The organism is Paraburkholderia rhynchosiae (assembly GCF_002879865.1).
Lineage (GTDB): Bacteria > Pseudomonadota > Gammaproteobacteria > Burkholderiales > Burkholderiaceae > Paraburkholderia > Paraburkholderia rhynchosiae.
Genome location: NZ_PNXY01000011.1, coordinates 35260 through 57780 on the forward strand (window position 1 = coordinate 35260; position 22521 = coordinate 57780).

Annotated in this window: 24 protein-coding genes; 11 read left to right on the forward strand and 13 right to left on the reverse strand. The window is 64.1% G+C overall.

The annotated features are described in order from the left end of the window. Positions 1 to 50: 50 nt before the first annotated feature. The 3 genes from C0Z16_RS16895 to C0Z16_RS16905 form a co-directional block, all read right to left on the reverse strand. Entirely contained in the window at positions 51 to 1157 is a 1107-nt protein-coding gene (locus tag C0Z16_RS16895; protein WP_102633275.1) for a saccharopine dehydrogenase family protein, read from the reverse strand. A gap of 304 nt (positions 1158 to 1461) precedes the next feature. Then, positions 1462 to 1920: an Lrp/AsnC family transcriptional regulator gene (locus tag C0Z16_RS16900; RefSeq protein WP_013588181.1), complete on the reverse strand. Its 459-nt coding sequence runs from the start codon at positions 1918 to 1920 to the stop codon at positions 1462 to 1464. Positions 1921 to 1985: 65 nt separating this feature from the next. Continuing rightward, positions 1986 to 2870, reverse strand: a complete 885-nt coding sequence (locus C0Z16_RS16905) for a LysR family transcriptional regulator (protein WP_102633276.1) — start codon at positions 2868 to 2870, stop codon at positions 1986 to 1988. Positions 2871 to 3072: 202 nt separating this feature from the next. Here C0Z16_RS16905 and C0Z16_RS16910 point away from each other — a divergent pair, with 202 nt between their 5' ends. After that, the gene (locus tag C0Z16_RS16910) at positions 3073 to 3588 is read left to right on the forward strand and encodes a Spy/CpxP family protein refolding chaperone (protein WP_102633277.1); all 516 of its coding nucleotides are present in this window, start codon (positions 3073 to 3075) and stop codon (positions 3586 to 3588) included. 201 nt (positions 3589 to 3789) lie between these two features. After that, entirely contained in the window at positions 3790 to 4227 is a 438-nt protein-coding gene (locus C0Z16_RS16915; protein WP_102633278.1) for a PGDYG domain-containing protein, read from the forward strand. A 6-nt stretch (positions 4228 to 4233) separates the two neighbouring features. Here the strand turns inward: C0Z16_RS16915 and C0Z16_RS16920 are convergent, their stop codons facing one another. The 8 genes from C0Z16_RS16920 to C0Z16_RS16955 all read right to left on the reverse strand — a co-directional run bounded on the left by C0Z16_RS16920 (position 4234) and on the right by C0Z16_RS16955 (position 12365). After that, positions 4234 to 4599, reverse strand: a complete 366-nt coding sequence (locus C0Z16_RS16920) for a DUF3022 domain-containing protein (protein WP_102633279.1) — start codon at positions 4597 to 4599, stop codon at positions 4234 to 4236. Positions 4600 to 4692: 93 nt separating this feature from the next. Further along, positions 4693 to 5547: a YhfC family intramembrane metalloprotease gene (locus tag C0Z16_RS16925; protein ID WP_102633280.1), complete on the reverse strand. Its 855-nt coding sequence runs from the start codon at positions 5545 to 5547 to the stop codon at positions 4693 to 4695. A 105-nt stretch (positions 5548 to 5652) separates the two neighbouring features. Then, positions 5653 to 6735: a LacI family DNA-binding transcriptional regulator gene (locus C0Z16_RS16930; RefSeq protein WP_102633281.1), complete on the reverse strand. Its 1083-nt coding sequence runs from the start codon at positions 6733 to 6735 to the stop codon at positions 5653 to 5655. A gap of 34 nt (positions 6736 to 6769) precedes the next feature. Continuing rightward, positions 6770 to 7735: a 2-hydroxyacid dehydrogenase gene (locus tag C0Z16_RS16935; protein ID WP_102633282.1), complete on the reverse strand. Its 966-nt coding sequence runs from the start codon at positions 7733 to 7735 to the stop codon at positions 6770 to 6772. 4 nt (positions 7736 to 7739) lie between these two features. Then, positions 7740 to 9029, reverse strand: coding sequence for an MFS transporter (locus tag C0Z16_RS16940; RefSeq protein ID WP_102633283.1), 1290 nt, complete (start codon positions 9027 to 9029; stop codon positions 7740 to 7742). Between the two features lie 242 nt (positions 9030 to 9271). Next, complete coding sequence (locus C0Z16_RS16945) at positions 9272 to 10255, reverse strand: sugar kinase (protein ID WP_102633284.1); 984 nt, start codon at positions 10253 to 10255, stop codon at positions 9272 to 9274. 238 nt (positions 10256 to 10493) lie between these two features. Beyond that, positions 10494 to 11267 (reverse strand): TIM barrel protein, encoded by a 774-nt coding sequence (locus C0Z16_RS16950; protein WP_102633285.1) that lies wholly within the window; start codon positions 11265 to 11267, stop codon positions 10494 to 10496. Between the two features lie 207 nt (positions 11268 to 11474). Then, positions 11475 to 12365, reverse strand: a complete 891-nt coding sequence (locus tag C0Z16_RS16955; RefSeq protein ID WP_102633286.1) for a LysR family transcriptional regulator — start codon at positions 12363 to 12365, stop codon at positions 11475 to 11477. Between the two features lie 114 nt (positions 12366 to 12479). Here C0Z16_RS16955 and C0Z16_RS16960 point away from each other — a divergent pair, with 114 nt between their 5' ends. From C0Z16_RS16960 to C0Z16_RS16995, 8 genes are all read left to right on the forward strand, one after another. Continuing rightward, a complete protein-coding gene (locus C0Z16_RS16960) occupies positions 12480 to 13586 on the forward strand; it encodes a YeiH family protein (RefSeq protein ID WP_102633287.1) in 1107 nt (368 codons plus the stop codon). Positions 13587 to 13728: 142 nt separating this feature from the next. Further along, positions 13729 to 14466 (forward strand): glutathione S-transferase, encoded by a 738-nt coding sequence (locus tag C0Z16_RS16965; protein ID WP_102633288.1) that lies wholly within the window; start codon positions 13729 to 13731, stop codon positions 14464 to 14466. A 112-nt stretch (positions 14467 to 14578) separates the two neighbouring features. Then, the gene (locus C0Z16_RS16970) at positions 14579 to 16312 is read left to right on the forward strand and encodes a ClcB-like voltage-gated chloride channel protein (RefSeq protein ID WP_102633416.1); all 1734 of its coding nucleotides are present in this window, start codon (positions 14579 to 14581) and stop codon (positions 16310 to 16312) included. A gap of 153 nt (positions 16313 to 16465) precedes the next feature. Continuing rightward, complete coding sequence (locus C0Z16_RS16975; protein ID WP_102633289.1) at positions 16466 to 17803, forward strand: C45 family autoproteolytic acyltransferase/hydolase; 1338 nt, start codon at positions 16466 to 16468, stop codon at positions 17801 to 17803. 275 nt (positions 17804 to 18078) lie between these two features. Continuing rightward, a complete protein-coding gene (locus C0Z16_RS16980) occupies positions 18079 to 18333 on the forward strand; it encodes a hypothetical protein (protein ID WP_102633290.1) in 255 nt (84 codons plus the stop codon). A 158-nt stretch (positions 18334 to 18491) separates the two neighbouring features. After that, positions 18492 to 18722, forward strand: coding sequence for a DUF2795 domain-containing protein (locus tag C0Z16_RS16985; protein ID WP_102633291.1), 231 nt, complete (start codon positions 18492 to 18494; stop codon positions 18720 to 18722). Beyond that, complete coding sequence (locus tag C0Z16_RS16990) at positions 18719 to 19618, forward strand: AraC family transcriptional regulator (protein ID WP_102633292.1); 900 nt, start codon at positions 18719 to 18721, stop codon at positions 19616 to 19618. Before C0Z16_RS16985 ends, C0Z16_RS16990 begins: the two co-directional genes overlap by 4 nt. Before the next feature lie 132 nt (positions 19619 to 19750). Continuing rightward, a complete protein-coding gene (locus C0Z16_RS16995) occupies positions 19751 to 20140 on the forward strand; it encodes a cupin domain-containing protein (RefSeq protein WP_102633293.1) in 390 nt (129 codons plus the stop codon). A gap of 45 nt (positions 20141 to 20185) precedes the next feature. Here the strand turns inward: C0Z16_RS16995 and C0Z16_RS17000 are convergent, their stop codons facing one another. Continuing rightward, positions 20186 to 21187, reverse strand: coding sequence for a LysR family transcriptional regulator (locus C0Z16_RS17000; RefSeq protein WP_102633294.1), 1002 nt, complete (start codon positions 21185 to 21187; stop codon positions 20186 to 20188). A gap of 269 nt (positions 21188 to 21456) precedes the next feature. Between C0Z16_RS17000 and C0Z16_RS17005 the strand changes: the two genes are divergently transcribed. Beyond that, complete coding sequence (locus C0Z16_RS17005; RefSeq protein ID WP_102633295.1) at positions 21457 to 21669, forward strand: hypothetical protein; 213 nt, start codon at positions 21457 to 21459, stop codon at positions 21667 to 21669. A 118-nt stretch (positions 21670 to 21787) separates the two neighbouring features. Here the strand turns inward: C0Z16_RS17005 and C0Z16_RS17010 are convergent, their stop codons facing one another. Then, a complete protein-coding gene (locus tag C0Z16_RS17010; RefSeq protein ID WP_102633296.1) occupies positions 21788 to 22405 on the reverse strand; it encodes a TetR/AcrR family transcriptional regulator in 618 nt (205 codons plus the stop codon). Between the last annotated feature and the right edge of the window lie 116 nt (positions 22406 to 22521).

Here is a 22521-nt window from a genome sequence, read left to right on the forward strand (position 1 = left end):
GAAGAAACGCCCCGCATGCGGGGCGTTTTCGCTTCCATCAACCAGGCTTGTCAGACCGTCGCCACGTTCTGCAGCGACTCCAGCGTCTGCCCTTCATACAACTGGCCGAAGCGGTTGCCGAGGAAATCGCGCAGCGACACCTGCTCCTGACGCACGAAGCCGCGTTGCGGCAGCTTCTGCTCGCGGAACAGATCCAGCACCGCGCACATCGCGCCCGCCGTCGTGATCTGGATCGCGCTCATCGGCACGCCGCAGACTGTCTTCGCGAAGATCTTGCGGGTGAACACTTCCTGCACCAGTTGACCGTCGCGCATGCCGCTCACGGTGATGAACACGAGCACCACATCCTGCGCGGTCGAAGGGACCGAACGGCGCATGATGCTCTTCAGCGTGTCGCGGTCGCTCGAAAGACGCAGGTCTTCGAGCAGGAACTGCATCAGATTGCGGTGCCCCGGATAGCGCACCGACTTGTAATCGAGCGATTCGACGCGGCCCGACAACGTTTCGCATAGCGTGCCCAAGCCGCCGGATGTGTTGAAGGCTTCGTATTCGATACCGTCGAGCGAAAAATGTTCGAGGCCTTCGAGCGGCTGCACCCACTGCGTGCGGCTGTCGCGGATCGCTTCGCAAGGCTGGCAGTATTCGTTGATGAGGCCCTCGACGCTCCACGTCAGGTTGTACTTCAGCGCATTGGTCGGGAACTCGGGCAGCGCGCCCACGCGCATTTTGACGTCGCGGATTTCGGTGAAGCGGTTCGCCAGCTCGTGCGCGGCAATGCCGATGAAACCGGGTGCAAGACCGCACTGCGGCATGAACGCGTGATCGGCGTCGTCGGCGATTGCGCGGATCGCATGAGTGGCGCGCACGTCCTCGGTCAGGTCGAAGTAATGCACGCCCGCACCCTTGGCGGCGGCCGCCACGTTCACCGCCAGGTAATACGGCAGCGCGTTGACGAGCGCGTCAAAGCCTTGCACCGCGGCGCGCAGCGCGGCGGCATCGGCGGAATCCACACGGCGGGTCGAGATGCCCTGCGCCGCGAGCTTGTCGAGCGCGTGCTGATCGCGGTCAAACGCAACGACGTCGTAGTCGCCGGTTTCGCGCAGCATATGAGCGATGGTGTGACCGATCAAACCTGCACCAACGATGGCTACTTTCATGTTCTTCTCCTCGACCAGAGTCGGCGCTTGAGCTGTCGACTGGAGTTCGCGCTTTAGCGAGCTACTCCAGTCCCATGCAAAGCACTTGCTCCGGTCTTATTCTGTCTGCTGTCTCAAGTTGAATTGCGCCGCGATGAAGCGCGGCGCCCGGCGGGCTGAACCCTTGAGTCACAGTGTAGAGAGAAGCCAAAACAGTTCATACGCGCAAAATGCTGCGCAATGACGACGGGTTTCGACATATCGACGAACGCTATGAACAAAACGTCGAAAACGCGTTCATAACGGCGTCAACGCCGGCCGCCTTTCACACCATGCCGCGGTCGATCTTGCGCGCGAGAATGATCGAGGTCGTGGTCCGCTCCACGCCTTCCATTCCGCCGATCTGATCGAGCAGATCGTTCAGACGATCCGGCGAATCCGCGCGCAGCCACGCCACGTAATCGAACTCGCCGCTCACCGCGCACAGCAGTTGAACCTCGGGCATCTTGCCGAGGCGCTTCTGCACGGCCGGCCCATGCTTCGGCGCGATGATGATGCCGACATACGCATAGATGCTGGAATCGAGCACGTCCTGGCCGAGCCGCACGCTGTAGCCCGCTATCACGTTGCTGCGCTCCAGCCGCGCGATTCTCGCGATCACGGTGGTGCGCGCCACGTCGAGCTGGCGCGCGAGATTAGCGACACTTTCGCGGGCGTTCGCCTGAAGCAGCGCCACGAGGTTGCGGTCGAGGTCGTCGAGTTGGTCGAGGCGCGGAGGTCTCATCGAAGGAGAAAAAGTGGTCGCAATGGAGCGGATTATCGCGCGTCTTCAGTGTCCGGCGGCGGCGCTCATGTGCCCAAGCGCTCTATCACGAAGTCAATGAAGCTGGTGAGCTTGGGCGTGGCGCGCCGGTCGCGCGGATAGACGAGATGAACCGGCGCGCCTTCAGGCAGATGCTCTTCCAGCACCGACACCAGTTCTCCATTCGCAATCTCGCGGGCGAGCAGCGCTTCCGGTTGCAGCACCAAACCGAAACCATGCAATGCGGCCACCTTTAACGCCTGACCGTTGTTCGCGCGAAAACGCCCCGCGCGCAACGGGTTGTCAGCGGCGCTTTCGCCGCCCAGACGCCAAGTGCCCTCGCGGCCCCAATGTAGAAAGCCGAGGCATTCGTGATGCGCGAGATCCGCGGGCGTGCGCGGAATGCCCGCCCGCGCGAGGTATGCCGGCGACGCGCAAGCACGCATGCGGTAGGGCTTCAACGGCCGCGCGACGAAACTCGAATCCGGCAGATGGCCGATGCGAACCGCGGCATCAAAGCCCTCTTCCACGAGATCGGTCACGCGGTTCGAGAGATCGAGTTCGAGCGTGACGTCGGGCCATGCGGTGAGATAGTCGGTCATCGCCGGCGAGAACACTTCCACGCCGTAGGTCAGCGGCACCGTCACCTTCAGCACGCCGCGCGGCGCGGCGGCCATTGCCTCGGCGAGCGACTCGGCGTCCTTCACGTCGGCGAGAATGCGCCTGCACTGCTCGTAATATTGTCGGCCGATCTCGGTCAGGCTTTGACGGCGCGTGGTGCGAGTGAGGAGCCGTGTGCCGAGCCGCGTTTCCAGCGAACGGATGTGCTTGCCGACCATTGCCGACGAAATCTCGAAGCGTTCGGCCGCCGCCGTCAGGCTGCCCGCCTCCACTACGGCCACGAAAATCTCCATGCTGACGAATTTATCCACCCGCTATTTCCTGTTCGTTTCGGTTGTAAGCGTTTGTCGCACAAGAGCCGCATTGTAGAGATATCGTGATACTAATAGCGCCAATGCCGAGGCTGGGCGGCATGCAGCGGGGCGCTACCGCACGTTCCTGCGCTGCGCAAGCGGGCCGCTCGCCGCACGCCTTGTCCAACTCTCCCAATTCGAACAGACATCAGGAGTTTCGATGAAAAAAGCACTGGTTATGCTGGCCTCCGCAGTGGCGATGAGCGGCGCATTTGCACAAGCTTCCGCACCGGCTGCGGCGCCTTCGAGCGCAGCGGCTTCCGCACCCGTTGCCAAGGAAGGCCATGAGCGCAATGTCGAAGACCGCATCGCCTATCTGCATTCGCAACTCAAGATCACCTCGGCGCAGGAGCCGCAGTGGAAAGCCTTCGCCGACGTGATGCGCGGCAACGGTCAGACGATGGGCGAGTTGTTCCAGCAACGCCGCGCCGCCGCGAACGTATCCGCACTCGAGGACATGAAGCAGTACGCCACCATCGCACAGGCGCATGCGGACGGCATGAAGAAGCTGGTCGACGCGTTCGATCCGCTCTATAACAGCTTCTCACCCGAGCAGAAAAAGCTCGCCGATACGACGTTCCATCAGCCGGGCGGCGTCGATGGCCGGCATCGTCATCATGGCAAGGGCAAGAGCGGCAAGCCGGCGCCCGCAAGCGACGCGACGGTCAAGCCGTAAGGTGTCGACTGCGAGGTCGACTGCGGGCTCAACCGTGAGCTCGACTTCAAGGTTGACTGCAAGATCGACCGCGCGCGGTGCGGTTTTCCGCGCCGCGCATCACAAAAGAAGCGCGCCGTAAGATGCGTCTGGCATGATGCAGGTCCGCGATCGAAGACGCCAAGTCCCGACGACGCCGTGAACCACCCACCTGCCCGCTTCATGAACGACCTCAAAAACCTCGACCTGAGCCAGGACGCCGCCGCCCGCCGCGTCATCAAAGACGAAACGGTCCACGTCGAATTCGCCGCCATGCAAGGCGAACTGATGAGCCTGGAAGGCCCGAACCGCTATCTGCCAGGCGACGCGCTGATCACTGGATCGACAGGCGACCGCTGGGTCGTTTCGCGCGAACGCTTCGACGCCAAATACATTCCCGCCGACGCCGCCCTCACGCATGGCGAGGCCGGCGCTTATCGCAATCGCCCCGCTGTCGTCCTCGCGAAACAGATGAACGAAGCGTTCTCACTGGCTCGTTCGGCGAACGGCGGCGACCTGCTGCGCGGCGCCGCCGGCGACTGGATCATGCAGTACGCGCCCGGCGATTATGGAGTCGTGCAGGCCGCGCGCTTTGCGAAGGTCTACCGTCTCGCGGACTGAACGCCGTCACGCAAACTCGTCGCCGAGGTCCACCGTGACCTCACGCGGCACCGCTTCGCCGTTCGCGTACTGTTCCTCGAGCGAGCCGATGCTCGCTTCCACATACGCGCGCAGCACCGCGAAGCTGCGGCCACGCGACCGCGCGGGCAACGCCCGATAGCGAGCGAGCGCCGTGGGCGCAATCTCCACCGTCATCAAGATGCGCCGTGCGGCCGCGCCGAAGCGCATCGCTACCCAGTGAATCGTCAGCGTCGGCGTGCCGTCTTCGGCCGCTCGCTGGATGAACTGCGTCTGCTCGGGAAAGAGATCGCTGATAACGCGCGCGAATTCCTCGAACTCGGGATTCGCGCAGTCGTATTGGTAAGCTTCCATGGATACGCCGAAAGATAGGCCAAAGGGTTTGCAACAGCGGTGGCAGACCGCCGAGTCATCAACAACAGCGAATGCGCTAGCGACGCAACCGCGTCATGCGGTCGGCGCCGGAACGGACGGACGCCTGAACGCTTTGAACAGCAGCCCGATGACGACAACCGCTCCCAGCGCATAGACAGCGTCGACGGCCGCGAGCGGCACGAGCTGCGCCTGGAACAACGCGGCGGGCACGTCCACCAGCGCATGCAACCCGATGGCGAGCGGCAGGATGCCGCGCCAGCCGGCCCGCAAACCGCGCCACATCAGCACCGACAAACCGATCTGGAACACGAGCGCCGCCACGCGTTCGAGCGCGAAAATGCCGGCCGTCTGCGGCGTCAGATTGGCGAGTATCAGATGGATGCGCATCACCGATTCGCTCGGCAGATTGCTCAGATAGCCGTCGAGCTGACCGCGGTTTTCGAACACCGCGAACAGAATCCACTGGACCTGCACGAGCACGCCGACGAGCCACGCTTCAGCGCCGCCATGGCCGAGGCCGTAAGTGAGCGCAGTGCCGTCATCGGTACGCGGCGCGTGTGACGTTGAAGCCGCCGTCGTCGCCGTCGCGGCCTTTGCTGCGTTTGCCGCCGCGCGTTTGATCAGCAGACGCATGCCGATGAAGCGCCCCACTTCCTCGCAGATGCCCGCCGCCATCGCACCATACACGACGAAGGCGAGCGGATTGGAGAGGAAGGTGGCCGTCGCCTCGTTCCGATGCAGCACGTAGTCGTTCAGCGCGCGCTCGATCACCATTGCGAACAGCGCGAACACGGCGATGCCGACGATCGCGTCGCGCGGCTTCAGCGCAAGCGGCCGGCGCAGGCGGCGGTAGATGAGAAACGGCAAAGCGGCGACCAGCAGCGTCGCGAGGGCGAGGCTAGACAGGGTAAGCGGTGCAACAACCATGAGTTTCCTTGCGATGACCGGCGCGCACCCGCTGCGCGCCGCAGCCCGAATGATCGCAGATCGGCGCTAGGTCGGCTCGAAAGCAGCGTGCAGTCGCTCTGCAAATCAGCGGGAGGTCGACGCGCGGACGATCAATTCGCCCGGCAGCAGACAGTCGCGCGCGGTGGTCTGAACGCCTTCGATGCGCTCATACAGGAACTCGACCGCGCGGTAGCCGATCTCGTAGGTGGGCTGGCGGATCGTCGTGATGCCGGTCAGTTCGGCCCACTCGGGATCGTCGAAGGAAAGCAGCGCGACGCGTGCCTGCCAGTCGGCGCCGTAACGTGCTTTGAGATGTAACGCGAGACGCAGCGCGACAGGCGCGTTCGCCGCGAACACGGCGACGCGCGCGGCGTTGCCAACGGTACCTGCATGGCTGTTGGCGGCATCGATCGCGCGGTCAAGCTCAGCGAGGCTGCGCTCTGTCTGCAACGGATCGGCGAGATTCAGCACGAGGGTATGGCCTTGTGCATCCTTTACACCCGCAGCAGGCTGCGTACTCATCACCTCGCGGAACGCCGCCTCGCGCAACCGCCGCGAACTGACCTGCTCGAACGGCTGCACGACGAACCAGATCTCGCGAAAGCCGCCATCGAGCAGATGCCGCGTGCCGAGCTCGGCCGCCGCCCGGTTGTCGAGCCCGACGATATCGGCGACGAGCCCCTCGACCGAACGGTCGACCAGCACCGCGGGAATCCCGCCGCTGCCCACCGGCCGCAGCGTTTCCTCGCGCACACCGAGCGCGTTCACAATCACGCCTTCCACGCGATACGTGGTGAGCAGTTGCAGATAGCGCCGCTCCATTTCGACTTCGTTGGCCGCGTGGCAGATCAGCGGCATCAGACCCAGCGCGTGGCACGCGGCTTCGACACCTTGCAGCACTTCCACGCTATAGGGATTGGTGAGGTCGGCGAGCAGCATGCCGATCAGCCGGTTGCGGCCACGCTTCAGACCGCGCGCCATCTGGTTGGGCTGATAGTCGAGCCGTTGGATAGCGGCCTCGATCCGCGCGCGCAACTCCGGCGACAACGCGCTCGTCTCGCCATTCAGATAGCGCGAAATACTAGTCTTGCCGGTGCCGGCTTCGCGCGCGACGTCGGTGATCGTCGCGCGGCGCGGCGTGGTTTGGGATGTCGAAGTCGTACTCATCGGTTTTGCATTGCACGCTTCATCACAACGCTCCTCACCGTACCAGCACTTCACGATTGACGACGTTGGTCGCAAGCGTGCCCTCGAGCGCGGCGATCAGGTTTTCCGCGGCGTTGCGCGCCATCGCATGACGCGTCTCGTGCGTCGCCGAACCGATGTGCGGCAACGCGACGACGTTCGCCATCTTCAGAAATGGCGAGTCCGCGGGCAGTGGTTCCGTTTCGAACACGTCGAGAGCCGCGCCGTGGATCGTGCCGTTTTGCAGCGCTTCGATGAGCGCCTGTTCGTCGACGGTCGCGCCGCGCGATGCATTGATCAGGATCGCGCTTTTCTTCATCGACCTGAGTTCCGCCGCGCCGATCATGTGTTTCGTCTCCGACGTGAGCGGCACTTGCAGACAAACGAAGTCGGCATTGGCGAGCAGTTCCGGCAACTCGACGCGGCGCGCGCCGTAAGCCTCTTCGGCCTCGCGGTTCGCGCTGCGGTTCGTATAGAGCACCTTCATGTTGAAGCCGAGCGCCGCACGCCGCGCGACCGCGCCGCCAATGCGCCCCAAGCCGACGATGCCGAGCGTCTTGCCCTGCACGTCCACGCCGAATTGCGCAGTCCCGATGCTGTGTTGCCACTGCCCCGCCTTCACCCAATCGGCGAGTTCGACGACCCGGCGCGCGGACGCGAGGATCAGCGCGAACACGGTGTCGGCGGTGGATTCCGTCAACACGTCGGGCGTGTGCGCGAGCACGATGCCGCGCCGCGTGAGATCGGCGACGTCGAACTGGTCGAAGCCGACGGAGATGGTCGAGAGCGCCTTGAGCCGCGTCGCGCCTTCGAGCATGGACGGCGTGATCCTGACGCTAGAACCGATGCCGCCATCCGCGTCGCGCAATGCGGCGACGAACGTATCGTGCTGCGTGGGATCCACTTGCACAACTTGCACGTGCTGTTGCAGATACGACAGCACATCTGCAGGCAGCGGCTTCCAGGCGACGATTTTCTTCATCGGCTTATTTTCCTTGCAACGGTGTAGCGAGTTTGTGCCGTGGCTGTGCCGCCTGCTGTTGCGGTTTGACGATCAGCGTCAAGATCACGGCGGCGATCAGCGCCACGCTCATGAACGCATACGATGCCGCGGGCGTTCCAGTCGCGCCGTTCAGATAGCCAACCACATACGAGCCGACGAACGAACCGAGCGCGCCCATGCTGTTGATCAACGCCATCGCTCCGCCGGCGACGTTCTTCGGCAGCAGTTCCGGCACGATCGCGAAGAACGGGCCATACGGCGCGTACATCGCGGCGCCTGCAATCACGAGCAGCGCATACGAGAGCCAGAAATGCGTGGAGCCGAGCGCATACGACGCCGCGAACGCAAGCGCTCCGATCAGCAGGAACGGCCAGACGAACACTTTGCGGCGGTTGAGTTTATCCGATGCCCATGACGCCGCAAGCATCGCGATGGTCGCGGCGAGGTACGGCAGCGCCGACAGCCAGCCGGTTTCGACCATGCCGAACGTCGAACCGTTCTTCAGGATCGACGGCAGCCACAGCACGAAACCATAGACGCCGATGCTCCAGCAGAAATACTGCGCGCACAGCCTGATCACAGCCGACGAGCGGAACGCCTCGCTGTAATTGCGCACCGGCTTGATCGCGGCCTGTTCGACGCGCAGCGTTTCGGCAAGATCGTCCTTCTGCTGCTGGGTGAGCCATGAAACCTGCTGCGGCTTGTCCCGCACGATGAACCACCAGCACACGGCCCACAGAATCGCGGGAACGCCTTCGGCGATGAACATGTTGCGCCAGCCGAACGAATGCACGAGATAGCCGGACACGACCGACATCCACAGCACCGTGACCGGATTGCCGAGAATGAGAAACGTGTTGGCACGCGAACGCTCGCTCTTCGTGAACCAGTTGCTGATGAAGATCAGCATGGCGGGCATCACCGCCGCTTCGACCACGCCGAGCACGAAGCGGATCACCATGAGCGACGGAATATTGCTGACCAGGCCGGTCAGCGCTGCGCAACCGCCCCACAGAACCAGGCTCCAGAAGACGAGCTTCTTGACGCTGCGGCGTTCGGCGTAGATGGCGCCCGGAATCTGGAAGAAGAAATAGCCGAGGAAGAACAGCGCGCCGATCAGCGACGAGAGTCCTTTGCTGATGCCGAGATCCTGGTTGATGCCGGCCGCCGCCGCGAAACCGTAGTTGGCGCGGTCGAGATAAGCGAGGCTGTAGGTGATGAATACGATCGGCATGATCGTCCACCAACGGCGAATCGCAAGCGATGAAGTCATGGGGTGTCTCCTTTACGGCTTCCCGAAACAATGATGAACGGAGGTTTGCGGCGCGTTTCAGGCGCTCTTGCTGTTATCGATGCGACCTGGCTTCCCGGCTCTGATGCGAGCAGTCGTGGTTGGCCAGGCCGCGTGAGCGGATATGTGCGCACCCACACGGGCACGCACAGGCACGCACAGGCACGCACAGGCACACACGGATACGCGCGGATTCACGCAGGTCCGCGTCCGGTACGCGCGACTCAGGCCGCGTGTGCGATGCGGGGTAAGTCGCCGCGTTCGAGCGCGTCGAGTTCGGCGCGGCTCGGCAGCCCTTCCGAATCGCCGATCACCTGAATCGCCAGCGCGCCGATGCGGTTGCCGCGCGCCACCGCTTGCGGCAGCGTCTTTCCTTCGAGCAACGCGCTGACCACGCCGACGGCGAATCCATCGCCCGCGCCCACTGTGTCGACGACCTTCGCGACCGGCTGGCCGGCGATCACGGCGGCCTCGCCGGCGGTGCGGAAGTACGCGCCTTGTGCGCCGAGCTTGACGATCACGCCACGCGCGCCCCGCTCCAGATAGAACTTCGCGATGTCGTCGGGCTGCGTGTAGCCGGTCAGAATCTCACCCTCGCCGATGCCGGGCAGCACCCAGTCGGCGAGCGCGGCCAATGCGTTCAGACCTTCGACCATCGCGGCGCGCGACGGCCACAGCGTCGGGCGCAGGTTCGGATCGAACGAGATGGTTCTTCCGGCTGCGCGCATCTCACGTGCCAGATGGAAGGCGAGCTCACGCGAGCTTGCCGAGATAGCAGGGGCCACGCCCGTCAGATGCAGATGACGCGCCGGCAGCACATAATCCGCCAAGTAATCGGCAACCGACAGATGACTCGCCGCTGAGCCTCGGCGGAAATACTCGACTGCCGGATCGCTGCCGTCGTCGTTCTTCGACTTCAACTGGAAACCGGTCGGATAGCGCTCGTCGGTGCTCACGCAGCGCTGGTCGATGCCCTCTTTCGTCAGCGTGTCGCGCACGTACTGGCCGAACGAATCGTTACCGACGCGGCTCATCCAGCCAACTTTGAAGCCGAGCCGGGCAAGGCCGATCGCCACATTCAGGTCGGCGCCCGCAATGCGTTTCGTGAACTGGCCGACGCTGGCGAGCGCGCCGGTTTCAGCGGCCACGAACATGGCCATCGCTTCGCCGTAGGTGATGACGTCGAGTGCTGCGTCTAAGTTAGTCATGCTTTGCTCCTGCGTGTGCGTCGTGGCTTGCCGGTGTTTTGTCTTGCGGTTTGGTGGTTTGGGCATGGGCGGTTTTGGCTTGCCAGCTAGCATGTGCGGGTTTGCGCTTGCGTGGTTTGCGCTCCGCAGTCGCCAGCGCCGGTTCGTATTTGCCGCATTTGCAGCTTTCTGGCTTCCGCCCGATTCGCTCGCGCCCGCGCACTATGTTTGCAACTTCTCTCTCGGGTCCCGCGCGTCGCTACGCGGCGGCCAGCCATGCGACGCGGTGCGCCGCGTCCTCGTCGATACGCGCCGTATCGAGCGGAAATTCGATGCCGCGCGGCACATGGCGCGGCAGTTTGTCCAGCACGGCGGCGAAGCGCGGATCGTCGGTGGCCGGCGCGGCCGCGAAGCGCCGCGCGCCCTCGCCGACCGCGACCTTGCAATGCACATACTCGACATGCGCCGCCAACGCCGCGGCGGCGTCGAGCGGCGCCACGCCGCACCATGCCCAGTTGCCGATATCGAAGGTCATGCCGAGCACGTTCGCGCAGCCTTCGCGCTTTAACGCATCGAACAGGCCGACGAATTGCGCCAGTGAACCCCCGCGCGCCAGTTGCCCGTTTTCGACGACGAGCCGTACGCTCGCGCCCCGCATGTGCGTGGCAATCGCCTCGCCGTACGCATGATGAGCAAACGCGCCGAGCTGCAGCTTTACGAAGCGCGCGCCGAGCGCCGTCGCCTGGTCGAGCGCGAGGCTCAGCGCTGCGGCGTCGAGTTGGCCGTCTGCCGCGTACAGTGACGCCGGCGTCGAATACACGGACCACAAACCCAGTTCCGCGATCTGCTTGCCCAGTGCCCGAAGGCGCTGCAAGGCGGCGTCAGCTTCATAGCCGAATAACTCGCGACGCACCTCGAAACCGGCCGCCCCGGCCCGCCGGCTGGCTTCCGCCCACTTCCGATGGCCCGCCGTGCGCACCGGGTCGGCGCCAAAAGCGCTCGCGACAATCGCTACTTCCACTGTGTTCGTCATATCGTCACCAGCCGATTTTTCGAGCGCCTAGGCGCTTGGAACCGGTTCCAAACGTACATTTCAAAAAAGCGCCGAAGCGCTTGCGATGCCCGAATAGTGCGCCGAGGCCCGCGCCGCGCACCATAGTGGAAATCCCCAGGCGAGCGCGGCGACGGGACTAGGGCCGCTCGGTTCGCTGTTTCCCGCTGCGGTTTACGAGGCCAAGGCTCACGCGCCGTCCGCGAGACAAAGCGCAAGAAATTGCTGAACCACGCGGGACGGCGCGCTGGCGTGCGGCACGACAATCGACAGCCGCCGCGTGAGCGGCTCAGGACTCAGCGAAAACACGCATAGCGCGCCGGTCTCGTGGCGCATGGACATAGCGGAGACGAAGCCGATGCCCATGCCCGCCCGCACCGCTTCCTTCACGCCTTCGACGCCCGCGATTTCCAGTGCGACGCGCATCGGCACGCCCGCCCGTGCGAACGCACGCTCGACGACCTGCCGCACGCCCGAACCGGCTTCGCGCACGATCAGCGGCTGCGCGCCGAGCGCTGCAAGGTCCATCGCCGTGCCCTCAGCCGACTGCGCCAACGGATGCAAACGCGGCATGATCGCCACGATCTCGTCCTCGCGCCACGCGTGCACAGCCGTATCCGGCGGCAGATCCGCACCCACCGGACCTTCGATCAACGCGATGTCGACCGAGCCCAGCGCGCCGATGATATCGGTCGTGTTGCCGTCGGCGGTATGGAGCGTCACCTCCGGATACCGCCGGTGAAAGTCCGCGATCAGGTATGGCAGCAGGTAGCTGGCGGGCGTCGTGGTCGCACCGATCCGCAAGGTGCCGTGTTCCAGGCCGCGCAACGCGTCGCGATACGCATGCGCCTGCCGCCAGGTGTCGCGCAGCCGCGTGGCATAGCTCGCGAGCTGTTCGCCGGCTGGCGTTAGACGCACGCCGCGGCCGTCTCGTTGATAGAGCGGCTCGCCGAATTCGTCCTGCAATTGACGCAACTGGCCGGACACCGCCGGTTGCGACAGATGCAAGGCCAGTGCCGCGCGGCTAATGTTCCGATGCTCCGCAACGGCGGCAAAAGTTATAAGCTGATCGGGGGTCATCGCAGTTAAATATCAGAATCGCTGATACTTTTCATTCTAAATCACGATTTTTCATATCGATATATCTAATTTAGGATTAGCCCATCGAATCCCGTCAGTCACAAAGGCTGAACCATGACCACCGCTCGCCTCACCGCTGTCACGTCCGAAGCATCATTCACTCGCGGCCAACTCAACGGCATTCTTTTCGTCGGCCTCTTTGCCGCTGCCGTGACGCGTATCGCCGAAATCCCGGCCATTGCGGGGCTAGGTCTGAGTCCGCTGATCGTGGGCATCGTGGCCGGCGCGATCTACGGCAACGCGTTGCGCGACGGCATGCCGGCTAGCTGGGCCGCCGGCGTGAATTTTTCGGCGCGCAAACTGCTGCGCATCGCGGTCGCGTTCTTCGGGCTGCGCGTAAGCCTTCAGGAAATCGCCCAGGTCGGCTTGCCCGGGCTCGCGGAATCGGTGTTGATCGTCGTGAGCACGCTGCTGATCGGCACGTGGGCCGGCATCAAAATCATGAAGCTCGACCGCGACACCGCGCTCCTGACGGCCGCGGGCAGCGCGATCTGCGGCGCGGCCGCCGTGCTCGCCTTCGAGTCCACGCTGCAATCGAAGCCGCATAAGAGCGCAATGGCCGTGGGCAGCGTGGTGCTGTTCGGCACGCTCTCCATGTTCCTTTATCCGGTTCTGTTCAAGGCCGGCTGGCTGCATCTCGACACGGTCGGCGCGGGGCTGTTCTTCGGCGGCACGATTCACGAAGTGGCGCAGGTGGTCGGCGCGGCCAGCAACGTGAGCCCGGAAGCAACGCACATCGCCACCATCGTCAAAATGACTCGCGTGATGCTGCTGGTGCCGGTGCTGCTCGCGGTGGGCGTGTGGGTGAATCGCGCCAACCGGGCGAAGAGCCGCGACGCAAGGACGGCAGATTCGCAGCAAGGCGCTTCCATTCATCAGGACCATCAGGGCAAGCTCGCAATTCCCTGGTTCGCGCTCGGCTTCCTCGCCTTCGTCGTGATCAACTCGCTGCATGTGCTGCCGCATGCCGCGACCACCACGCTGAACACGCTCGACACTTTCGCGCTGACCATGGCCATGACCGCTCTCGGCATCGAAACGCGCATTTCGCAGATTCGTCAGGCGGGCCCTCGGGCGCTGACTACCGGCCTGATTCTGTATGTGTGGCTCATTGCCGGCGGACTGGGTATCACATGGACCGTCCAGCGCCTGTTCAGCTGAACCGCCCTCGCCTTGAATCCACCCCGCCGCGCGCGGGGTTTTGCGCATTCGGGGAAACTATCCGGCGCGCTCGCGCGGCATACTGGCTGCTCGCACGACGCGTGCGACGCAGCGTTCATGCAACCGGAATGAGGACCAATCGATGAGCCTGGAACTTTACTACTGGGACGGCCTGCAAGGCCGTGGCGAATTTGTGCGGCTGGCGCTGGAAGAAGCCGGCGCGGACTATGTGGAAGTGGCGCGCGGCGAGCCGTCGGAGGGCCTCGGCACCGGCGCGATGATGGCGGTGATGAAGAGCAAGGACGAACCGTATCCGCCGTTCGCGCCGCCGTTTCTGAAAGACGGCGATCTGGTGATCGCGCAGACCGCCAACATCCTGTTCTATCTCGGGCCGCGCCTGAACCTCGCGCCGTCCGTGGAAAGCCTGCGCTACGTCGCCAACGGCCTGCAACTGACCATCGCCGACGTGGTGACCGAGGCGCACGACACGCATCATCCGCTCGCCAGCAATCTGTATTACGAAGACCAGAAAGACGCCGCGAAGGCGCGCGCGCATGATTTCATCGACAACCGGATTCCAAAGTTCATGAAGTACTTCGAGCGTGTGCTGAAGCAGAATCCCGCCGGCGACACATTTATGGTGGGCGACGCGCTCACCTACGTCGACCTCTCCATGTTCCAGTTGATCGACGGACTGCTGTACGCTTTCCCGCGCGCGCTCAAACGCTTCGGCGAGCACTATCCGCGACTCGCCGCTTTGCACGAGGCGGTGATGGAGCGGCCGAAGATCGCCGCCTATCTGCAGTCGGAACGCCGCATCGAACATAACGAGGCGTGTATCTTCCGGCACTATCCGGAACTCGACAAGGCGGCGGCTTGATCCGCGCTGCCATTCCCCGTTCACGACCCGCCACGCGCCCGCTTGATCCAGCGGGCGCGCTGCTGTTATCGTGCGCGCTTTTCAACCCATCTTCACGCCCCGTACCGCCGACGTGCTTTCCTTCCTGCTGAAGCTGCGCACCCGCGCCCAAGACCTTTTCCGTCTCTCCGACGCTCATACGATGCTGGTCTGGTCGGTGGTGGTGGGCGTCGCGGGCGCCTTCGCGACCATCGCCTTTCGCCACGGTATCGAGGCGTTGCAACTGGCGGTGGTCGGCAAGTCCGGCAGCTTCGTTGAAATGGCGCGCAGCTTGCCGTGGACGGTGCGCATCTGGCTGCCCGCGGCCGGCGGCCTGATAGCGGGCTTCTTTCTGCTGATCGCCCAGCGTCACGCCGACAAATGCAATCACATCGACTACATGGAAGCGGTCGCCATCGGCGATGGCGTCGTGCCCGTGAAGCTGAGCCTGTGGCGCAGCGTGTCGTCGCTGTTCACAATTTCCAGCGGCGGTTCCATCGGCCGTGAAGGTCCGATGGTGCAGCTTGCTGCGCTGGCCGCCTCGCTGATCGGACGCTGGGTGCACTTCGATCCGCCGCGGCTGCGCCTGCTCGTCGCATGCGGCGCGGCGGCGGGTATCACGTCGGCGTACAACGCGCCGATCGCGGGCGCGTTTTTCGTCACCGAGATCGTGCTCGGCTCCATCGCGATGGAAAGCTTTGGGCCAGTGGTAGTTGCGGCCGTCGTAGCTAACATCACGATGCGCGAATTCGCAGGCTACAAGCCGCCGTACGAAATGCCGGTGTTCCCGCCGGTAGCAGGCGTCGAGGTGCTGTTGTTCGTCGCACTCGGCCTGCTGTGCGGCGCGGCGGCGCCCCAGTTTCTGCGGCTGCTCGACGGCTCGAAGGCGCTGTTTCGCAAGCTGCCTGTGCCGCTGCCCGCGCGGCTCGCGCTCGGGGGGCTCGTGGTCGGCATTCTGTCGGTGTGGACGCCCGAGGTGTGGGGCAACGGCTACAGCGTCGTCAATTCCGTGCTGCATTCGCCGTGGACGTGGGGCGCGCTCGTCGTCGTGCTGGTGTTCAAGCTGATCGCCACGGCGGCCACCGCCGGCTCCGGTGCGGTGGGCGGCGTATTCACGCCGACGCTTTTTGTCGGCGCGGTGGTCGGCTCGCTGTTCGGCCAGGGCATGCATGCGCTGTGGCCGCACGGCACCTCGGCGCCGTTCGCGTATGCGATGGTCGGCATGGGCGCGTTTCTCGCGGGCGCCACCCAGGCGCCGTTGATGGCGATTCTGATGATCTTCGAAATGACGCTCAGCTACCAGGTCGTGCTGCCGCTGATGCTCTCGTGCGTCGTCGCGTACTTCGTGTCGCGCGCGATCGCCAAGACATCCATGTATGAAATCACACTGCGCCGCAATCAGGAAGAACTGGAGCGCACGCGCCTGCGCGCAACGCAGATGCGCGAGCTGATCCGTCCAGCTCAAACGGTGGTGCCGCCCAACGCGACCGTGCATGACATGACGCGCGTGTTCCTCGAATATCCGGTGAAGTATCTGTACGTGGCCAACGAATCCGGCGCGTTTCTCGGCGTTGTGGCACTCAAGGACATCACATCGGACCTGCTCGACAAACGGGATACCTCGACGCGAACCGCGGCAGACTATCTGCAGCCTCATTTCGACGTGCTGACGCCAGACATGCCGCTTGGCGTCGCTCTGCAGCACTTCATGGCGTTCCAGGGCGAACGCCTGCCGGTTGTCGACAGCGCCGCGCATCCGCGGCTCGCGGGCGTGGTCTATAAAACGTCGTTGCTCGACGCTTATTTCCGCATGAATCCGACGCGCTGAGCGCAGCGCGGCGGGAGTCTCGACGCGGGTGTCGCGCCCGTGCAAAGGTCGGCAAACTCTCTACAATGGAAAAACGCTGGGGCTGCATTGCCGACAGCGCGGGTTACGCCAGGACGGGCGCGCCGAGATGCCCGCCATTCGATCGGAGCGAAGATGAGCGAACCGTCCCTCGACGCCGTGCGACGCGACCAGGCGGGCTGGATTTTTCTGCATATCGAAGGCGAGCCGTACGACCGCGGCGAACAGCACGGCCAGTTGCTCGCCACAGAAATCCAGAATGCAATCCACACCGCCCGCTATCTCGCGAAGTGGGACACCGGCGAAGATTTCGACACGTTCGTCGACGCCGCGGTCGCCCAGTTCGCCAACAAACTCGACACCGAATTCGCCGACGAAATCCAGGGCATCGCCGACGGCGCGAAGCTGCCGTTCGCCGAAGTGCTGGCATGGAACGGCTACATGGATCTGCTGCAAAGCTGGTGGCCCACGCACGCGGCACAACAGAAGCCGAGCCTCGGACTCAAGCCGTGGCGAGGCCGGCGCGGCCACCATTGCAGTGCGTTCATCGCGACCGGCAATGCGACCCGCGACGGCCGCATCGTGATGGCGCACAACTCGTGGGACCGCTACGCCGCCGGCGACGCGTTCAACGTCGTGTTCGACATCGTGCCGGACCAGGGTAACCGCATTTTGATGCAAGGCCTGCCGGGCTGCATTTCCAGCCTCACCGATTTCTGGGTCACGGCCGCCGGGCTGATGGTGACCGAAACCACCATTTCGAACTTCGTCGGCTACAACGCCGCGGGCGCGCCCGAGTTCTACCGCTCACGACGCGCGTCGCAGTACGCGAACAGCATCGGCGAATGGTGCGAGATGTTCGCCATCGCGAACAACGGGGGCTACGCGAACAGTTGGCTACTGGGCGACACGAAAACCGGCGAGATCGCGCGCTACGAACTGGGGCTGCACTATTCCGGCTTCGAAAGCACGAAGAACGGTTTTTATAGCGGCTACAACACGGCGACCGATCTGAAGATCCGTAATCAGGAATGCATCGGCGAAGGCGAAGACTATACGGACGTGCGCAAGAACGGCGCGCGGCGCCTGCGCTTCATGCAACTCGAGGAGATGCATCGCGGCAAGATCGACGTGGAGCTTGCGAAGGCGATGATCGCCGATCATCACGACGTCTATCTCGATCGCAACGACAACCCGTGTTCGCGCACGATCTGCGGGCATCTGGAACTGGACGACGCGCGCTTCGGCGGCTCCGATCACGGGCCGTTCAATCCGTGGGGCGCGAACGACGGCAAGGTGGTCGACAGCGCAATGGCGCGCGAGATGGCGTTCACCGCGCGCTGGGGTCATCCGTGCGGACGGCCGTTCGACGCTCAGGCGTTCATGAAACGGCATCCGCAATGGAACTGGCTGAACGGCTATATGCGCGACCGGCCGTCATGGCCGTGGACGCGCTTTGAGGCGCTCCGCTAGCGATCGCTGGGCAAAAGTCCGTCCTTGAAACCCGCGGCCGCGTGCAGGGGAACGCGTGGCGCGGATGCGATCAGACTGCCATTCCCGCGCCATCATCGGCGATCTACAATGAGGGATCGCCGATGCACGTGCGTTGCCGCAATCGCTGCGTCCCCGCATCGCGAAAGCACGCGGCTTTGCACCCACGCCGCGCGCAGCTTGCGCTTTCCTTTCGACGCGGGGACGGCACAGCACTTGCTCATTTGTCAGCGCCGCATGAGCTTAGGAGGTCGGGCATGAAAACCTCGACACTGTTGACCATGGTGACGCTGTCCGCTTCGTGCTTTGCCGCGCCGGTCCACACCGCGCAGGACGGCACGCCCGCCAGCGACCTTGCCGAACGCGCCAACGCGGCGCCAGTCGCCCCCGCGGCGCCTGACGTGGCGGTCACGGACGATAATCGTCCGCAGCAATGGCAGCACATCGTCTTGCCCAAGTCGCGACATTTGGGACGGGGTTTCGCGCCGCGCAACGAGCGCCTGCAGACTTGAATGCGGGGCTTGTTGCGGGGTTTTTTCGAATGACCATGAGTGGCCGTGGACGACCGCGTGTCGCCTTCGGGGCGGCGGTCCCGGCGGTATGTTAACGGCCTTTGCACTGGCCTTGAGCAGCGGCAACGATCCATCCAACGTACAACAGGAGCGCTTGCATGACCGCATCGTCAATTCCCGGGGAATCCATCGATCTACAGATTTCCGACGTGCTCAGCGAAGTCCATTTCCCCGCCAACAAGGACGCCCTCGTCGACGCCGCGCGCGAAGCCGGCGCGAGCAACGAGGTGCTGTCGATGCTCGACGGCCTGCCTGAACAGGACTATGTCGACGTCGCGTCGGTCACGTGTCTGATCGGCGGCAATTATGGGCCGGGCCTGAGCGCGTGAGCGGGCAGACGGATGCGCCGCGGTCTTTGATTGCTTCGGTGGAAAGGCGCGGCGCGGACTGGATCTATCGCTCGCCGCAATCGGACGCTGCGGGTGGCGCTTGTGAAACGAGTGGCGCGGGCGGCATCGAGCGGATCGAAGCGTTTTTCCACGGCGCCGGCTACGCGATGCACCGCCACGATACCTATGCAATTGGCCGGACGCTGGCGGGCGTGCAGAGCTTTCGCTATCGCGGCAGCGTGCGCAGCAGTTTGCCGGGCGGCACGATCGTGCTGCATCCCGATGAGCCGCACGACGGCCAGGCCGGCACCGGCGAAGGCTTCCGTTACCGCATGATTTATATCGACCCGGCGCTGTTCCAGCAGGCGCTCGGCGGCAAGCCTTTGCCCTACGTGAAGAACGGCTTGTCGGACGATCCGCGTCTGTTCGCGGCCAGCGAAAGCCTGCTGCGCACTATGGATCGCGCGATGGATCCGCTCGAACGGGACGACGGGCTCTACGATCTCGCCATCGCGCTCGACGCGGTAGCGGGCACTGCGCCCACGCGCCGTCCGGTGGACTACGCCGCCGCGCGGCGGGCCCGCGAATACCTGCTGGCCTCGCTCGATCGCGCGGTCACGCTCGACGAACTCGCGGTCGCCGCCGGCCGCGACCGCTGGAGTCTGTCACGCGATTTTCGCGCGCTGTTTGGTACCAGCCCGCACCGCTATCTGACGATGCGACGCCTCGATCTCGTGCGGCAACTGGCGGTGGCCGGCATGCCGCTCGCCGACGCCTCCGCCGCGAGCGGCTTTTCCGACCAGAGCCATATGACGCGGCACTTCAAACGCGCGTGGGGTGTGGCGCCGGCGCAGTGGCTCAAGATGCTCGGGACTTCGTCGCAAAGCGGCCGCTGAGCGCCAGAGGTAAGCCCGAAAGGTAAGCGCCAACGCGCAGCACCCCGCGCGCTCACAAACGTTCAAGACCTGCCGGCGCGTCGCGCGGTACGCTCTTTCCTGAGACGGCAACCACTTTCAGGAGGAGCACGCATGTCGAATAACCAGCCCACCCCACAGACCTACCGCGCCATCAATTTCGCCGAAAAACTGGCGCTCTTCGACGACCAGTGGCAACCGCGCGTCATCGCGGAGATGAACGACTACCAGTTCAAGATCGTGCGCATCGAAGGTGATTTCGTGTGGCACGAGCACGCGGATACCGACGAAACCTTCATCGTGCTCGACGGCCAGTTGCGCATCGACATGCGCGACGGCTTCGTGATGCTGTCGGCGGGCGAAATGTTCGTCGTGCCAAAGGGCACGGAGCACAAGCCGTTCGCCGAACGCGAGGTCAAGCTGCTGCTGATCGAACCGCGCGGCGTCAAAAATACCGGTGAAGAAACCAGTGAGCGCACGGCCGCCAACGACGTCTGGATCTAGCCGCAAACCGCAAACCGCCAGCCGCCAGCCCGCCGCCGGGAGCCGTTATGCGGGCAACGGCGTCGGCGCAGCCGCTCGCGGCGGCGCGCGCCGGGCCACGGAACCGGCAGCGGGACACGCCGGTTTCGCGAATCGTGAATCGCGCGCCGGCGCAGTGGCGTCCGGCTGAAAATGCTCGACCAGGTGATCGACAAAAGTTCGCACCTTCGCGGGCAAGTGAAGGCGGCTCGGATAGGCAATCGTGATCTCGATCTCCGGCAGCCGGTAATCGTCGAGCAATGGCACGAGCCGCCCCGCCGCCAGATCGCGGCCGATCAGATAGCTCGGCAGGATCGCGACGCCCATGCCGAGCAGCGCGAACTGCCGCAGCATTTCGCTATTGTTTGCGGCGATGGCATTGGCCGGCCGCACGCGGACCAGCCCATCTGGCCCGCTGAACACGCGCTCTTCGCCGCCCTGCTCCGGCGGCCGGCTCAGGCACGGATGATCCAGCAGATGTTCCGGCCGCGTCGGCGTGCCATGCTGCACCAGATAAGCCGGCGTCGCGCAGACGGTCAACTGGCAGGTGGTGAGCCGCCGCGTGACAATGCTCGCGCTGCGTGCCGGACGCCCGACCAGAATGCCGACGTCGAAACCATCGTCGACGAGATCGGCCTGCCGGTCGGCGAGCGTCAGGTCGGGCACCACATCGGGATAGCGCGCCGCGTACGCCTGCACCGCCGGCGCGAGGCTTTGCAACCCGAACACCACCGGCGCGACGATCCGCAGCGTACCGACTGGCTCGTGATGGCGCGCCACCACCATCTGCTCGACGCCTTCTAGGTCGTCGAGAATGTGGCGCACGCGTTCCAGATAGGTCGCGCCCGATTCGGTCAGCGAAAGACGGCGCGTGGTGCGGTTCAGCAAACGGGTGCCGAGACGCGCCTCAAGATCCGCCACGTGGCGCGTGACCACAGCGGTAGAAAGATCCAGCGCGCCCGCCGCGCCGACGAAACTGCCGAAGTCCGCCACTTTGACGAAAACGCGCATCGACTGCAATTGATTCATGGGACGACTCCTGCCTCGCGACTGTCTCGATGTGCCGGGCCGGCGCAGCGCTGCCGCCTGAAGCACCCGTGCGGCAAGGCGCGCGGGGATTTGCCCAACGAATCGATTGTATCGATCGGACCTGTCCCAACCCTGACCTGCTCATGACAATCGCGTCAGTTTTGCCGACGCCACGCAACACTGTTTCAAGCGTTATTGCGATTTGTGGTAGGTATAAACCCTTAGCTGCTGGTAAGATAGCGCCCGAACCGAATTCATCGCTGACTGCCATGCCACATCGTTTCCAACTTTTCGAAAGAATCGCGTTTTCGCTGGTCTGCTGGTCCGCGGCGGCCTGCTCGGCTTTCATCGCTTATGAGCGATGCCCTGACATCAAGGTGGTGCTGCATGCGAGCGCGCAAGTCTTGCGCTACAGCGGCGAGTATTCGCTTGTCTGCGCTAGCCCGGTCGCCGATAGTTGCACGCAACTGGCGACGAACTGATCCAGCGCTTTCGCCGAAAGCGCGGGCGCACCTGAATCGCCCCACCTCACGTGACGCGAAGTGATCCGCCTCGCAGCATGCTCATCTCGTGGCCGTCACGCCTCTCGCACCCCACGCATCAGGTACTGCGCCCGAACACCACGCGCGAGAAAAATCCGGCAAGCACTGCTTCTGCCATTTCGCTCGGCACATTCTGCGGATCGACGGTGTAGAAGAACTGCACGCCGTCGCACAAACCCATCAAGCCCATTGCCAGCACCTCGGGCGGCAATGGCAACGGCATGCCCACCAGCGCCGAAAACTCGCGGACGCAGGCAGCGAGCTGTTCAAGCTTCTCGTGCAGGAATGCGTTAAAGCGCAGCCGGAAGCGGCCGTCGCGCGCGGCCAATAGCTTCGCCTCCACCCACAGCAAAAAGCATTTATTCTCGCGGTGCAGATTGCTGTAATAGTGCATCACGCGCTGTTCCATCTCCTCACGCGTGGCCGCGCTTTCGAAGATAGCCCGCAAGCCTGCCTGCATGGTTTCGTGGTCGCGCCGCAGCAGCTCGAGAAACAACTCGTTCTTGCTGCGGAAGTTCGAATAGAACGCCCCGCGCGTATAGCCCGCCGCCCCGGCGATGTCTTCGACACTCGCCGCGACAAAGCCCTTTTTCATAAAAATTGCTTGCGCAGCATCGAGCAGACGCTGGCGCGTCTGGTCCTTGCTCTGCTCGCGTGTCAGTCGTTGCCGTTTCATGGGCGCCAGTCTAGCACCGAAAAGAATTCAAATTCACACTAACATTCAAATACAGGTGTGTATTAGAATGCGCTTCGTCATTGGAAATCAGACGCGTATGCCAATTGCATGATTCG

Coding starts and splice junctions, on each gene's coding strand:
- C0Z16_RS16995 (WP_102633293.1), top strand. CDS start 19,751: ATGTCGAATAACCAGCCCACCCCACAGACCTACCGCGCCATCAATTTC.
- C0Z16_RS16985 (WP_102633291.1), top strand. CDS start 18,492: ATGACCGCATCGTCAATTCCCGGGGAATCCATCGATCTACAGATTTCC.
- C0Z16_RS16895 (WP_102633275.1), bottom strand. CDS start 1,157: ATGAAAGTAGCCATCGTTGGTGCAGGTTTGATCGGTCACACCATCGCT.
- C0Z16_RS16980 (WP_102633290.1), top strand. CDS start 18,079: ATGAAAACCTCGACACTGTTGACCATGGTGACGCTGTCCGCTTCGTGC.
- C0Z16_RS16940 (WP_102633283.1), bottom strand. CDS start 9,029: ATGACTTCATCGCTTGCGATTCGCCGTTGGTGGACGATCATGCCGATC.
- C0Z16_RS16910 (WP_102633277.1), top strand. CDS start 3,073: ATGAAAAAAGCACTGGTTATGCTGGCCTCCGCAGTGGCGATGAGCGGC.
- C0Z16_RS16900 (WP_013588181.1), bottom strand. CDS start 1,920: ATGAGACCTCCGCGCCTCGACCAACTCGACGACCTCGACCGCAACCTC.
- C0Z16_RS16960 (WP_102633287.1), top strand. CDS start 12,480: ATGACCACCGCTCGCCTCACCGCTGTCACGTCCGAAGCATCATTCACT.
- C0Z16_RS16955 (WP_102633286.1), bottom strand. CDS start 12,365: ATGACCCCCGATCAGCTTATAACTTTTGCCGCCGTTGCGGAGCATCGG.
- C0Z16_RS16950 (WP_102633285.1), bottom strand. CDS start 11,267: ATGACGAACACAGTGGAAGTAGCGATTGTCGCGAGCGCTTTTGGCGCC.
- C0Z16_RS16935 (WP_102633282.1), bottom strand. CDS start 7,735: ATGAAGAAAATCGTCGCCTGGAAGCCGCTGCCTGCAGATGTGCTGTCG.
- C0Z16_RS17010 (WP_102633296.1), bottom strand. CDS start 22,405: ATGAAACGGCAACGACTGACACGCGAGCAGAGCAAGGACCAGACGCGC.
- C0Z16_RS17005 (WP_102633295.1), top strand. CDS start 21,457: ATGCCACATCGTTTCCAACTTTTCGAAAGAATCGCGTTTTCGCTGGTC.
- C0Z16_RS17000 (WP_102633294.1), bottom strand. CDS start 21,187: ATGAATCAATTGCAGTCGATGCGCGTTTTCGTCAAAGTGGCGGACTTC.
- C0Z16_RS16965 (WP_102633288.1), top strand. CDS start 13,729: ATGAGCCTGGAACTTTACTACTGGGACGGCCTGCAAGGCCGTGGCGAA.
- C0Z16_RS16975 (WP_102633289.1), top strand. CDS start 16,466: ATGAGCGAACCGTCCCTCGACGCCGTGCGACGCGACCAGGCGGGCTGG.
- C0Z16_RS16920 (WP_102633279.1), bottom strand. CDS start 4,599: ATGGAAGCTTACCAATACGACTGCGCGAATCCCGAGTTCGAGGAATTC.
- C0Z16_RS16930 (WP_102633281.1), bottom strand. CDS start 6,735: ATGAGTACGACTTCGACATCCCAAACCACGCCGCGCCGCGCGACGATC.
- C0Z16_RS16915 (WP_102633278.1), top strand. CDS start 3,790: ATGAACGACCTCAAAAACCTCGACCTGAGCCAGGACGCCGCCGCCCGC.
- C0Z16_RS16925 (WP_102633280.1), bottom strand. CDS start 5,547: ATGGTTGTTGCACCGCTTACCCTGTCTAGCCTCGCCCTCGCGACGCTG.
- C0Z16_RS16945 (WP_102633284.1), bottom strand. CDS start 10,255: ATGACTAACTTAGACGCAGCACTCGACGTCATCACCTACGGCGAAGCG.